A 13,217-nucleotide genomic window follows, 5' to 3' on the forward strand; every position below is an offset into this window, starting at 1 on the left:
GTTATTCGCCCTACTCCAAGGGTGGGCATCGCGTAGGACGCATAACCGCTCGCGGTTATCCGCCGCCGGGCTTCGGTGTATCGGCGGATAACGCCGGTGGCGTTATTCGCCCTACCCCAGGGGTCGGCATCGCGTAGGGCGCATAACCGCTCGCGGTTATGCGCCGCCGGGCTTCGGTGTATCGGCGGATAACGCCCATGGCGTTATTCGCCCTACTCCAAGGGTAGGCATCGCGTAGGGCGAATAACCGCTTGCGGTTATCCGCCGTCGGGCTTCGGTGTATCGGCGGATAACGCCGGTGGCGTTATCCGCCCCACCCCAGGGTTGGCGGCATCGCATAGGGCGACGGCGCTTCGCTTCAGAAGGTGAATTCCATATTCAACGTCGGCGTCGAGGTGCGGCTGCCGGTGCCACCGTCGACGCCGAACTTGTTGTGCCAATACTCGTAGCCGACGCCGAGCCACAGGTTCGGCTGGCGCTTGTCGCCTGGCAGGGCGGCGACCATCAGGGCGGTGCGGACCAGGGTTTCCGCCGCGGTGTCCTTGTCGTTGTAGTCCTCGCCCTTCTCTCCCACGTAGTTGACGAAGCCCTGGAACTTCGCCGCATGGTTGCCGACCTTGAACGGCCGCATCCAGGTCAGGTTGAGCATGTAGGTGGTGTCGAAGGTGTGGTCGGGATGGCGCGCGCCGGGCACGCCGAAGTGGTTCTTCTCGCGGTAGTAGAGCAGGCTCAGGTCGAGCACGCCGGGACCGTTGAACTTGAGGGTCGGGCCGAACACCAGGGCGCGCTTCTTGGCCGAAGCCAGGTTGTTGTTGCGGCTGGCGTCGAAGCCCAGGGTGAAGGCGTAGTCCTTGACCAGGCCGGTGCCCAGCGGCCGGTCGAACACCCGCGAAGCGTAGAGCTGGTGGCGGTAGACCGCATAGACTTCGCTGCCACCATGGTCGGTGCCCTTGCGCGGGTCGCGGTTGTCGGAAAGGAACACATCGAGATTGAAGAAATTGCTGCCGTAGCGATAGCCGTCGGCGTGGGTGAAGCTGTAGATGCGCTTGGCGAACTTGTCCGGGTTGTTCGGGTTGGTGAATTGCTGGCCGTAACGGAAACCGACGCTGTTGCTCATCCATTCCAGCGCCATGCTCTCCCCGGCGCCGACGAGCGCGATCAGGGCGGCGGCGCCCTGCATCATCTTCTTCATGCTGTGTGTCCTGCTGGTTGCTTGTTGTTCTTGTGGCGACTCAGCCCCCGGTTTCGCGCCGGGGTCGCGGGGCAGTATCGGCACTTCGCCGCGCTGACCAAAGAACAGAATATCGAACATGCCGATGCCGAAACGGCATCAGCGGACGGGCAAGCTCGGGCAAGCCGTCTGGCATCGGCGCGAGCGCCGCTCAGGCCTCGTTCAGGCGCGCTTCCTCGCGCTCGCGCAGGCGCACTTCCTCGGCGATCTGCCGGGCCAGGGCGTCCACCGCCACCGGCAGGTAACGGCCGGTACGCACGTAGAGGCCGAGGTCGCTGTGGATGCCGCCATTGTCTTTCAGCGGCAGGAAACGCAGCTCGCCCTGGGCGATGTCGGCCTCGATCCCCAGGCGGGTCTGGAAGGCGACGCCGAGCCCGCGCCGCGCCAGTTGTCGCGACAGCTCCAGGGAGCTGCTCTCCAGCACCGCCCGGCGCGGTTCGCGCAAACGGCGCTGGAGCGGCGCCAGCAGGTGATGGATGGACAGCTCGCTCTTGGCCATGATCAGGCCATGTTCGACGCAATCGGCGAAGGCGATGGCCTGGTGTCGCGCCAACGGGTGCTGCGGGGAGACGATGGCACCGAGGCGGAAATGGCCGACGCTGACCTGTTGCAGGTCGGCGCTGCGCGGCAGGGCGAAGGCCAGGCCGAGGTCGACCGCGCCACTGCTCACCGCCTCGGGTATCGCCTGGGAACCGAGCAGGGTGACGCCGACGGTGATGTCCGGGTAGCGTTCGCGCATCGCCTTGAGCACGCAGGGCAGCAGGTCGCTGGTCACCGCTTCGATGGTGGCGATCTCCACATGGCCGGTGCGCAGGCCTTGCAGCGCGTCCAGTTCGGAACGCACGCGCTCCATGTCCTGCAGGACCACGGTGACGTGGCGCGCGAAGATCTCCCCGGCTCCGGTCAGGCGCAGGCCGCCGGGCAGGCGGTCGAACAGCGGCGCACCGATCTCGTCCTCCAGCTTGAGGATCTGCCGGTTCACCGCCGACGAGGCGACGTTCAGGCGCCGCGCGGCTTCGCGGATCGAATGGCAGCGGCGAACCATGTCGAAGTAGTGGATCGCGGGCGCGTGGATATGCAGCTTGCGGCTCATGGCGGACCGAAGGGATGACGGAGCTGTCGACCTTCCGGGAAACGCCGGCGATTGGCAAGGGGAAGCGCCGCCTTGCCGACCCACGCGCAGGACGGATAACCGCCGTTGGCCCTCGGGGTATCGGCGGATAACGCCTGCGACGCCATTCGCCCTACCGCTAGCGCCGCCGGCGACCTACCGGGACGCCTGCTGCGACTCCACGCCAAGCTCGTCCCACACCGATTCGGCCAGGTGGAAGGTCGCGTTGGCCGCGGGAATACCGCAGTAGATGGCGCTCTGCATGATCACTTCCTTGATCTCGTCGCGGCTCACCCCGTTGTTCTTCGCCGCGCGCAGATGCAGCTTGAGTTCCTCGTTGCGGTTCATGCCGATCAGCATGGCGATGGTGACCAGGCTGCGGGTGTGTCGCGGCAGCCCCGGACGGGTCCATATGTCGCCCCAGGCGTGGCGGGTGATCATTTCCTGGAACTCTTCGTTGAACGGCGTCAGGTTGGCCAGGCTGCGCTCGACATGGGCGTCGCCGAGCACCGCGCGGCGCACTTGCATGCCGGCTTCGTAGCGTTGTTTCTCGTCCATCGGCGGCTCCTCAGGCGGACAGCAGGAAATCGACCAGGCGGCGGCTGAAGGCGTCGCCCGCTTCGACGTTGGACAGGTGCGCGGCGGCGAACTCGACCAACTGCGCGTCGGCGATGCGCGCCTGCATGAAGCGGGCGTTGTCCGGAGTGGTCACGGCATCGTGGCTGCCGGCGACGATCAGCGTCGGCGCCTGGACCAGCCCGAGCTGCTCGCGGAAATCGGCGTCGCGTACCGCAGCGCAGTTGGCCGCGTAGCCCTGCGGCGAGGTGGCCGCGAGCATCGCGACGATGTGCTCGACCTGCGCCGGTTCGCGCTCGGCGAAGCCCGCGGTGAACCAGCGCGCCACCGAGGCGTCGCGCAGGTCACGCATGGCCTGCTCGCCGCCTTTCAGGACGGTATCGATGCGGGTGTTCCAGACCTCGTCGCTGGCAATCTTCGCCGCGGTGTTGCACAGCACCAGCCGGCCGAGCCGCTCGCCGGCGTGGATGCCCAGCCACTGGCCGATCAGGCCGCCCATGGACAGCCCGCAGAAATGCACGCGCGGCAGCTCGAGGGCATCGAGCAGGGCAAGCACGTCGGCGCCGAGCTGGCCGATGGCGTACGGTCCGGGGGTGACCAGCGAGGCGCCGTGGCCGCGGGTGTCGTAGCGCAGCACGCGGAAATGGGCGGTGAGTGCGGGGATCTGCGTGTCCCACATGCCCAGGTCGGTGCCCAGCGAGTTTGACAACAGCAGGACCGGCGCGCCGGCCGGTCCTTCCAGGGAGTAGTTCAGGTCGCCGTCGGCGAGGCGTACGGTTGGCACGAAGGGATCTCCAGTCAGGCGGGATGGGGTTCGAAGCCCAGGGCATGGTGTTCGGCGAGCGCGCGCTCGACCCAGGCGCGGGCCTGGCCGAGGTAATGGGCGGGATCGAGCAGGCGGTCCAGTTCGTCGCCGGACAACTCGGCGCTCACCCGCGCCTCTTCGCCGAGCACCGCGCGCAACTCGCGGCGCTGCTCGACGGCGCGGCGGCAGCACTGTTCCACCAGATGGTGCGCGGCTTCGCGGCCGATACGGCGGGCCAGGGCGATGCTCACCGCCTCGGCGAGCACCAGGCCGTGGGTCAGGCCAAGGTTGCGGCGCATCCGCTGGGCGTCCACCTCCAGGCCTTCGAGCAGGCCGATCGCCTGTTGCAGCGCGCCGGCAACCAGGCAACAGAGTTCCGGCAGGGTTTCCCACTCGGCGTGCCAGAGACCGAGGCTGCGCTCGTGTTCCTGCGGCATCGCCGCGAACAGGGTCGAGACCAGCCCCGGCGCACGGGTGGCGGCGGCGATCAGCACCGCGCTGCTCACCGGGTTGCGCTTGTGCGGCATGGTCGAGGAACCGCCGCGCCCGGCGCCGGCCGGCTCGAAGACCTCGCCGGCCTCGGTCTGCATCAGCAGGCTGACATCGCGACCGAACTTGCCGAGGCTACCGGCCACCAGGCCGAGCACGCTGGCGAATTCCACCAGGCGGTCGCGCTGGGTGTGCCAGGGTTGTTCGGGCAAAGCCAGGCCCAGCTCCTCGGCCAGCGCCGCGGCCACCGGCAGGGCCTGTTCGCCGAGCGCGGCGAGCGTCCCCGAGGCGCCGCCGAATTGCAGCACCAGCAGGCGCGGGCGCAACTCGCGCAGGCGCTGGCGGTGCCGGGTCAAGGCACCGAGCAGGCCGGCGAGCTTCATGCCCAGGGTCACCGGGGTGGCGTGCTGCAACCAGGTGCGCCCGGCCAGCGGCGTGTCGGCATGCCGTTCGGCCTGGTCCGCCAGGACCTCGGCAAGACGTTGCAGATCCTGCTCGAGCAAGGCCAGCGCACGGCGCAGTTGCAGCACCAGGCCGCTGTCCATGGCGTCCTGGCTGGTGGCGCCGAGATGCACGTAGCGCTCGGCCTCGGCGTCGCCAGCCGCCACCTGGCGGCCCAGCGCCTTGACCAGCGGGATCGCCGAGTTGCCGGCAGTGGCGACCGCCTCGGCCAGCGCCAGCGGGTCGTACAGTTCGGCGCGGCAGGCCGCCTCGATCGGCGCCACCGCCGTCGCGGGAACCACCCCGGTGCGCGCCTCGGCGCGGGCCAGGGCGGCCTCGAAGTCGAGCATGCCTTGCAGGCGGCCGCGGTCGGAGAACACCGCGCGCATCGGCGCCGCCATGAAATAGGCATCGAACAACTGGTTGGCGGGTACGTCGCTCATCGGTTTTCCTTTTCCCGGCCCGTCAGGGCTCGTCGTTCAGGTAGCTGACCTTGCGCAGGTCCGGCAGGCTCACGCAGACCAGCAGCGCCAGCAGGCACATGGCTGAAACATACCAGTAGAAGACGTTCTCCATCCCTACCGACTTCAGCCCCAAGGCGACGTACTCGGCCGAGCCGCCGAAGATCGCGTTGCCCACCGCGTAGGACACTCCGACGCCGAGGGCGCGCACCTCCGGCGGGAACATCTCGGCCTTGATCAGGCCGCTGATGGAGGTGTACAGGCTGACGATGGCCAGCGCCAGGATGATCAGGAAGAAGGCCATGTAGGGACTGCTCACGGTCTTCAGCGCGAGCAGGATCGGCAGGGTGCAGAGCGTGCCCAGGGTGCCGAACCAGAGCATCGAGGTCTTGCGCCCGATGCGATCGGAAAGCATGCCGAACAGCGGTTGCATCAGCATGTACGCCAGCAGGGCGAAGGTCATCACCGCGCTGGCGGTCTTGGCGCTCATCCCGGCGGTGTTGACCAGGTACTTCTGCATGTAGGTGGTGAAGGTGTAGAAGATCAGCGAGCCGCCGGCGGTGAAGCCGAGCACGGTGAAGAAGGCCCGCTTGTGCTTGAACAGCTCGGCGAAGGTGCCGGATTCCTTGCGCTCCAGGGTCGACTTCGAAGCGGTCTCGTTCAGCGAGCGCCGCAGCCAGAGGGCGATCACCGCGGTGATCGCGCCGATCACGAAGGGAATCCGCCAGCCCCAGGCGCGCAGTTCGTCTTCGCTCAGCAACTGCTGCAGGATCACCACCACCAGCACCGCCAGCAACTGTCCGCCGATCAGGGTGACGTACTGGAACGAGGCGAAGAAGCCGCGCTGGCCCTTGAGCGCCACCTCGCTCATGTAGGTCGCGCTGGTGCCGTACTCGCCGCCCACCGACAGGCCCTGGAACATCCGCGCCAGCAACAGCAGGGCCGGCGCCAGGGTGCCGATGCTGGCGTAGGTGGGCATGCAGGCGATCGCCAGGGAGCCGGCGCACATCATCACCACCGAGATCAGCATGGCGGTCTTGCGCCCGTGCTTGTCGGCGATGCGGCCGAACATCCAGCCGCCGATGGGGCGCATGAGGAAGCCGGCGGCGAAGACCCCGGCGGTGTTCAGCAACTGCACCGTGGGGTTGTCGGAGGGGAAGAAGGCCGGTGCGAAGTAGATCGCGCAGAAGGCGTAGACGTAGAAGTCGAACCATTCCACGAGGTTGCCGGAGGAGGCGCCGACGATGGCGAAGATGCGCTTGCGGCGTTCTTCGTTGCTGTACTGGTGAACAGGGGCAGTCATGCTGTTGTTCTCTCGACAGGGTCCGTTTCATCCTGACCGTGCGACGGAGCGTCCTGTTCCGCTGCACACGCGCCGCGCCGCCGCCGAAACATGGGCAGCGCCGCGCGACGCGCGCTCTTGATACCGGGCGGGCGACCCGGTTGTGCCAGTCAGACCCGCTCGATGGCCAGCGCCAGGCCTTGGCCGACGCCTACGCACATGGTCGCCAGGCCGCGCCGGCCGCCGCTCTTCTCAAGTTGATGGAGCGCGGTGAGGACCAGCCGCGCACCGCTCATCCCCAGCGGGTGGCCGAGGGCGATGGCACCGCCGTTCGGGTTGACCTTCTCACTGTCGTCGGCCACGCCCAGTTCGCGCAGGCAGGCCAGGCCCTGGCTGGCGAAGGCTTCGTTGAGTTCGATCACGTCGAAGGCGTCGATCGCCAGGTCCAGGCGCCGCAGCAGCTTGCGCACCGCCGGCACCGGGCCGATGCCCATGATCCGTGGGGCGACGCCGGCGCTGGCCATGCCCAGCACCCGCGCGCGCGGAGTCAGGCCGTGCTTCTCCACTGCCTCGGCGGAGGCCAGGACCAGCGCGGCGGCGCCGTCGTTGACCCCGGACGCGTTGCCGGCGGTGACGGTCTTCTCCGGCCCGTTGACCGGCTTGAGCCGGGCCAGCGCCTCCAGGGTGGTGTCGGGACGCGGATGCTCGTCGTGCTCGACCAGGGTGTCGCCCTTGCGCCCGCGAATCGTCACCGGGACGATTTCCTCGGCGAAGAAACCGGCCTCCTGCGCCCTGCCGGCGCGCTGCTGGCTGCGCAGGGCGAAGGCATCCTGGTCGGCACGCGACACGCGATAGTCGTCGGCGACGTTGTCGGCGGTCTGCGGCATCGGGTCGATGCCGTACTGCTCCTTCATCAGCGGATTGACGAAGCGCCAGCCGATGGTGGTGTCCTCGATCTTCTGGCCGCGCCCGAAGGCGCTATCGGCCTTGCCCATCACGTACGGCGCGCGCGACATCGACTCGACGCCGCCGGCGATGGCCAGCTCCATCTCGCCGCAGGCGATGGCGCGGAACGCCGTGCCGATGGCGTCCATCCCCGAGGCGCAGAGGCGGTTGAGGGTGACGCCGGGCACGCTCTCCGGCAAACCGGCCAGCAGCAGCGCCATGCGCGCCACGTTACGGTTGTCCTCGCCGGCCTGGTTGGCGCAGCCGAGGAACACCTCGTCCAACGCCGACCAGTCGACCCCCGGGTTGCGCTCGACCAGGGCCTTCAGCGGCACCGCCGCGAGGTCGTCGGCGCGCACCGCGGAAAGACTGCCGCCGAAACGGCCGATCGGCGTGCGCACGGCATCGCAGATGAATACCTCGCGGCTCATTCGTCGCTCCCCTTCTGTCCATGGGCGGCCGCGGTGCGCGCCTCGAGGTCGCGCAGCGCGGCGAGTTCGACCTCGCTCGGCGCGGGCGTCTCGGCGACCCGCTCGGCGAAGCGGATCGCCCAGCCGGTGGCCTCGACCACCTGCTCGCGGGTCACGCCCGGATGCAGCGAAGTGACCACGAACTCGTTGCTGCCGGCTTCCGGCTCCATGATGCACAGGTCGGTGATGATCGCCACCGGCCCCTTGCCCGGCAGGCCCAGGCGCTGGCGCGAGTCGCCGCCCTCGCCATGGCCGACCGAGGTGACGAAGGCCAGCTTGTCGACGAAGGTGCGGTGCGACTGCTTGAGGATGATCAGCACTTCCTTGGCGCTGCCGGCGATTTCCGGCGCGCCGCCGGCTCCCGGCAGGCGCACCTTGGGCTGGCGGTAGTCGCCGATCACGGTGGTGTTGATGTTGCCGAAGCGGTCGACCTGGGCCGCGCCGAGGAAGCCGACGTCGATCCGTCCGCCCTGCAGCCAGTAGCGGAAGATCTCGCCGGTGGGGACCACGGTATCGGCGGTCTCGGCCAACTCGCCGTCGCCGATGGACAGCGGCAGGACGCTGGGCTTGGCGCCGATCGGCCCGGACTCGTAGATCAGCACGACGTCCGGCGAGGAAGTCAGGCGCGCCAGGTTGGCGGCCTTCGACGGCAGGCCGATGCCGACGAAGCACACCGCGCCGTTGTGCAGGCGGCGGGCGGCGGCCACGGTCATCATCTCGTTGGTGCTGTAGCTGCTCATCGCTTGCCCTCCGCGAGCTTGGCCTGGAAGGCGCCGAAATCCTCGGTCCCCCGGATGTATTCGTCGATCCACGCGGTGAAGCTTTCGCGGTCGCGGGCGATCGGGTCCCAGTCCTGGTAGAAGCGGTTGTCGCGCTCGTAGTAGCCGTGGGCATAGGACGGATGCGCGCCGCCGGGCACCAGGCACACGGCGCTGAGCGCCCAGCTCGGCAGGACGCAGGCGTTCATCGGGGCGTCCAGTTCGTCGACGATCTCCTCGACGGTGACGATGCAGCGCTTCGCCGCCAGGGCCGCTTCCTTCTGCACGCCGAGGATGCCCCAGAGCAGCACGTTGCCCTTGCGGTCGGCCTTCTGCGCGTGGATCACGCTGACGTCCGGACGCACCGAGGGCACCGCCGCCAGCACTTCGCCGGTGAACGGGCAGGTGACGCTGCGGATCAGCGGGTTGACCTTCGGCAGGTCGGAGCCGGCGTAGGCGCGCAGCACCGCGAAGGGCAGCCCGGAGGCGCCGGCGACATAGGCGTTGGCGAGGTCGGCGTGGCTGTGTTCCTCGATCTCCAGCGGTTGCGGCCAGCCCTTCTCCACCGCATCGCGCAGGCGGTGCAGCGAACCGACACCGGGGTTGCCGCCCCAGGAGAACACCAGCTTCTTCGCGCAACCTGCACCGATCAGCAGGTCGTAGACCAGGTCGGGAGTCATGCGGATCAGCGTCAGGTCTTTCCTGCCCTGGCGGATCAGCTCGTGGCCGGCGGCCGTCGGGATCAGGTGAGTGAAGCCTTCGAGGGCGACGCTGTCGCCATCGTGGACGAAGCGTCGCACCGCTTCGCGCAGGGAGAGGATTTCAGCCATCGGTCGGGTCTCGTCTTGTTGTGCGCTGCCTGGACGGCACGTGACGAGAACCTTACGCCGGGGTCCGAGGGCTCACAATCCGATAATCGATTAACAGTTCGATAATCGAACAGAACGTTAGCAAGCATCCGATCGACCGAAGCCGCCGCCTCATTCGTCGCTGTGGATCACCACCAGCAATTCCGCCTGGGTCTCCCCCAGGGAGCGGATGCGGTGCGGCTTCTGTGCGTTGAAATGCAGGGCGTCGCCGCGCTCGAGGATGATCCGCTGGTTCATGAAGTCGACCTCGACCTGGCCCTCATGGACGAAGATGAACTCTTCGCCGAGGTGCTCCTTGAACGTCGAGTGACTGAAATCGCGCGGGGGGTGGACGATGAACGGCAACAGCGCGCGGGCGCCGATCTGCTGCGCGAGGGAGGCGTAGGCCGGGCCGTCGTCGCCGCTGGACAGCGACTTGCGCTGGTCGCGACGAACGATGCTGTAGCCGTCGACACCGTCGCTTTCCTCGGAGAACAGCTCCTCCACCTGCACGTTCAACGCCTTCGCCAGCTTCAGCGCGGCGGCAATGGACGGCGTGTTCAGCCCGCGCTCGACCTTGGACAGGTAGCTCTTGGTCAGGCCGGTCTTGTCGGCCAGGGTCTCCAGCGTGACCCCGAGTTTTTTTCTCAGCAATTTCAAGCGCATGGACATTGAGGACAGCCTTCTCCCGATGGCGATGAAACTTTTCTCTTGCTAATGACACTTTGTGTCATATAACTTGATCCGTGTCATTTACAGCCGGGTCGTTGCGTGGCGCGCAACTGCCTGGCGTTTCCCCCGACTCGCTCCGTCAAAGGAACCTCGCATGGCTACGACACTGGAATTACCCAAGGATCAACTGATCCAGCACGCGCTGAAGCAGATGAAAAGCAGCCTCGGCGATAATACGTGGACTGACCGGCAAAAGCTGGCCCTGACCTGCCGGATTCTCTTCGAGGCCGGCCACGACTCCGGGCTCGCCGGGCAGATCACCTCGCGCGGCCCGGAGGCGGGGACCTACTACACCCAGCAACTGGGCCTGGGCTTCGACGAGATCAGCGCCGGCAACCTGCTGCTGGTCGACGAAGACCTCAACGTCCTCCACGGGCACGGCATGGCGAATCCGGCCAATCGCTTCCACAGCTGGGTCTATCGCGCCCGCCCGGACGTCAACTGCATCATCCACACCCACCCGCTGCACATCGCCGCGCTGTCGACCCTGGAAGTACCGCTGCAGGTCTCGCACATGGACCTTTGCCCGCTATACGACGACTGCGCCTTCCTCAAGGACTGGCCGGGCGTGCCGGTAGGCAACGAGGAAGGCGAGATCATCTCCGCCGCCCTCGGCGACAAGCGCGCCATCCTGCTCTCCCATCACGGCCTGCTGGCCACCGGTGCGAGCATCGAGGAGGCCTGCGTGATCGCGGTGCTGCTCGAGCGCGCGGCGAAGATGCAGTTGCTGGCGATGGCCGCCGGAGAGATCAAGCCGATCCCGCCGGCCCTGGCGCGCGAGGCCCACGACTGGATCTCCACCCCGAAGCGCCACGGCGCCGCATTCAACTACTACGCCCGGCGCTGCCTGCCGCGCAACAGCGACTGCCTGAGCTGAACGACCTTTCCCACCAGGTCCGTCCTGGCATTTCCCACTCAATGTCACGGGTACATCCAATGTCCGCATCCATCCACGGCATCATCGGCTACACCATCACCCCCTTCGCCGCCGACGGAGGTCTCGACCTGCCGGCCCTCGGCCGCTCCATCGAGCGCCTGATCGACGGCGGCGTGCACGCCATCGCCCCGCTCGGCAGCACCGGCGAAGGCGCCTACCTGAGCGACCCGGAATGGGACGAGGTGGTCGACTTCACCCTGAAGACCGTCGCCCATCGCGTGCCGACCATCGTCAGCGTCTCCGACCTGACCACCGCCAAGACCGTGCGCCGCGCGCAGTTCGCCGAATCCCTCGGCGCCGAGGCGGTGATGGTCCTGCCGATCTCCTACTGGAAGCTCAACGAGGCGGAAGTGTTCCAGCACTACCGCGCGGTGGGCGAAGCCATCGGCGTGCCGGTGATGCTCTACAACAACCCGGGCACCAGCGGCATCGACATGTCGGTGGAACTGATCCTGCGCATCGTCCGCGAAGTGGACAACGTGACCATGGTCAAGGAGAGCACCGGCGACATCCAGCGCATGCACAAGCTGCGCCTGCTCGGCGAAGGCCGGGTGCCCTTCTACAACGGCTGCAACCCGCTGGCGCTGGAGGCCTTCGTGGCCGGCGCGAAAGGCTGGTGCAGCGCCGCGCCGAACCTGATCCCGACGCTCAACGGCCAGCTCTACCAGGCGGTGCTCGACGGCGACCTGGAGAAGGCCCGCGCGCTGTTCTACCGGCAGTTGCCGCTGCTCGACTTCATCCTCCGCCGGGGCCTGCCGACCACCATCAAGGCCGGCCTGGGCCTCTCCGGCCTGGAGGTGGGGGCGCCGCGCCTTCCGGTGCAGGCGCTGGATACCGAGGGCTGTCGGTATCTGCAGGGGTTGTTGGAAGAGCTGCGCTGATCACCCCGTCAGCGCTTTGACCCGACGGGCCCGGACGACTTGGGGCCCGTCGTTTTTTTTTGCCGACGCGCAGCGCGCTCAGCGCGCCGCCCAGGCATTGAAACGCTGTTCCAGCTCCTCGCCGTGGTCCACCCAGAACTCGGCATCCACCGCCCGCGCGCCTTCGAGGTTGGCCGGCGCGGTCGGCAGCGCCTCCTGCACCGTCTTCGGCAGCAACGCCAGGGTGCCCTTGTGTACCGGCCCGTAGGGGATCTGCTCGGAGAACACCTTCTGCGTCTGCGGCTGGCTGGCGAAGGCGATGAATTTCTCCGCCAGCGCCTTGTTCGGCGTGCCCTTCACCACCGCCCAGTACTCCGGATCGTAGAGACTGCCGGGCCAGACGATGGCCAGTTTCACCCCCTCCTTCTGCGCAGCGGCGATGCGCCCGTTGTAGGCCGCGCTCATCACCACGTCGCCGGCCGCCAGCCATTGCGGCGGCTGGGCGCCGGCCTCCCACCACTGGATGTTCGGCTTGAGCTGGTCGAGCTTGGCGAAGGCGCGGCTGACCCCCTCCGGGGTGGCGAGTACCTTGTAGAGGTCCTCCGCCTTCACCCCGTCGGCCAGCAACGCCACTTCCAGGGTGTACTTGGCGCCCTTGCGCAGGCCACGCTTGCCGGGGAACTCGCGGACGTTCCAGAAATCCGCCCAGGACTGCGGCGCCCTGGCCAGCTTCGTCGAGTCGTAGGCCATCACCATCGACCAGACGTAGGTGGCCACCCCGCACTCGCTGAAAGTGCCGGGGACGAACTGCGCGGGGTCGCCGAAACGCGCCGGGTCGAGGCGTTCGAACAGCCCCTCGTCGCAGCCGCGGAGCAGTTCGGGGCTCTCCACCTCGACCACGTCCCAGCTGACCTTGCCGACGTCGACCATGGCCTTCACCTTGGCCATTTCGCCGTTGTATTCGCCGGCGACCACCTGCCCGCCGCCGCTTCGCTCGAAGGGTTTGAAATAGGCCTGTTCCTGGGCGGCCTTGGTCGCGCCGCCGAAGGAGATCACCGTCAGGCTCTGGCTCTGCGCCTGGGCCGCCGCGGCGAACGCCAGGCCGAACAGGGACAACCGGGAAAACACGTGTGCGTACTGGTGCAAGGACTTGAACATGGAACACTCCCACAGCCGATTGGCATTGTTGTGATGTTGCTGAGGCAGTTGCCGGCCAGAGGCCGAAACGGTTCCGCGCGCGGTCGCCAGGCGCCGCATCGTCGTTATGGGGG

General features: G+C 67.8%; 13 protein-coding genes. 2 read left to right on the forward strand and 11 right to left on the reverse strand.

From position 1 onward, the window contains the following. Window positions 1–358 precede the first annotated feature (358 nt). The 10 genes from HMPREF1224_RS26270 to HMPREF1224_RS26315 form a co-directional block, all read right to left on the reverse strand. On the reverse strand, window positions 359–1,192 hold the full coding sequence (locus tag HMPREF1224_RS26270) for a hypothetical protein (RefSeq protein WP_003101885.1): 834 nt from the start codon (window positions 1,190–1,192) through the stop codon (window positions 359–361). 190 nt (window positions 1,193–1,382) lie between these two features. After that, window positions 1,383–2,324: a LysR family transcriptional regulator gene (locus HMPREF1224_RS26275; protein WP_003084073.1), complete on the reverse strand. Its 942-nt coding sequence runs from the start codon at window positions 2,322–2,324 to the stop codon at window positions 1,383–1,385. A gap of 174 nt (window positions 2,325–2,498) precedes the next feature. Continuing rightward, entirely contained in the window at window positions 2,499–2,900 is a 402-nt protein-coding gene (gene pcaC, locus HMPREF1224_RS26280; RefSeq protein ID WP_003084072.1) for a 4-carboxymuconolactone decarboxylase, read from the reverse strand. A 10-nt stretch (window positions 2,901–2,910) separates the two neighbouring features. Then, a complete protein-coding gene (gene pcaD / locus HMPREF1224_RS26285; RefSeq protein ID WP_003161006.1) occupies window positions 2,911–3,702 on the reverse strand; it encodes a 3-oxoadipate enol-lactonase in 792 nt (263 codons plus the stop codon). A 14-nt stretch (window positions 3,703–3,716) separates the two neighbouring features. Beyond that, window positions 3,717–5,096, reverse strand: a complete 1,380-nt coding sequence (locus HMPREF1224_RS26290; protein WP_003112675.1) for a 3-carboxy-cis,cis-muconate cycloisomerase — start codon at window positions 5,094–5,096, stop codon at window positions 3,717–3,719. Between the two features lie 22 nt (window positions 5,097–5,118). After that, window positions 5,119–6,417, reverse strand: a complete 1,299-nt coding sequence (locus HMPREF1224_RS26295; protein WP_003101889.1) for an MFS family transporter — start codon at window positions 6,415–6,417, stop codon at window positions 5,119–5,121. Window positions 6,418–6,566: 149 nt separating this feature from the next. After that, window positions 6,567–7,772, reverse strand: coding sequence for a 3-oxoadipyl-CoA thiolase (gene pcaF / locus HMPREF1224_RS26300; protein WP_003101891.1), 1,206 nt, complete (start codon window positions 7,770–7,772; stop codon window positions 6,567–6,569). Then, on the reverse strand, window positions 7,769–8,551 hold the full coding sequence (locus HMPREF1224_RS26305) for a CoA-transferase subunit beta (RefSeq protein WP_003084062.1): 783 nt from the start codon (window positions 8,549–8,551) through the stop codon (window positions 7,769–7,771). Before HMPREF1224_RS26305 ends, pcaF begins: the two co-directional genes overlap by 4 nt. Next, complete coding sequence (locus tag HMPREF1224_RS26310) at window positions 8,548–9,399, reverse strand: CoA transferase subunit A (protein WP_003084060.1); 852 nt, start codon at window positions 9,397–9,399, stop codon at window positions 8,548–8,550. The genes HMPREF1224_RS26305 and HMPREF1224_RS26310 overlap by 4 nt, the downstream gene beginning before the upstream one ends. Window positions 9,400–9,549: 150 nt before the next feature. Continuing rightward, complete coding sequence (locus tag HMPREF1224_RS26315; RefSeq protein WP_003084057.1) at window positions 9,550–10,089, reverse strand: helix-turn-helix domain-containing protein; 540 nt, start codon at window positions 10,087–10,089, stop codon at window positions 9,550–9,552. 154 nt (window positions 10,090–10,243) lie between these two features. On the opposite strand from HMPREF1224_RS26315, the gene HMPREF1224_RS26320 reads away from it, so the two are divergent. Next, window positions 10,244–11,026 carry an aldolase gene (locus tag HMPREF1224_RS26320; RefSeq protein WP_003084054.1) on the forward strand — a complete coding sequence of 261 codons (783 nt, stop codon included), beginning with the start codon at window positions 10,244–10,246 and terminating at the stop codon, window positions 11,024–11,026. Window positions 11,027–11,085: 59 nt separating this feature from the next. After that, window positions 11,086–11,967, forward strand: coding sequence for a dihydrodipicolinate synthase family protein (locus tag HMPREF1224_RS26325; protein ID WP_003101895.1), 882 nt, complete (start codon window positions 11,086–11,088; stop codon window positions 11,965–11,967). A gap of 78 nt (window positions 11,968–12,045) precedes the next feature. Here the strand turns inward: HMPREF1224_RS26325 and HMPREF1224_RS26330 are convergent, their stop codons facing one another. Beyond that, window positions 12,046–13,104, reverse strand: a complete 1,059-nt coding sequence (locus HMPREF1224_RS26330) for an ABC transporter substrate-binding protein (protein ID WP_003101898.1) — start codon at window positions 13,102–13,104, stop codon at window positions 12,046–12,048. Window positions 13,105–13,217 lie beyond the last annotated feature (113 nt).

The sequence above is a fragment of the Pseudomonas sp. P179 genome, assembly GCF_000478485.2.
In the GTDB taxonomy this organism is placed as follows: Bacteria; Pseudomonadota; Gammaproteobacteria; order Pseudomonadales; family Pseudomonadaceae; genus Pseudomonas; species Pseudomonas aeruginosa.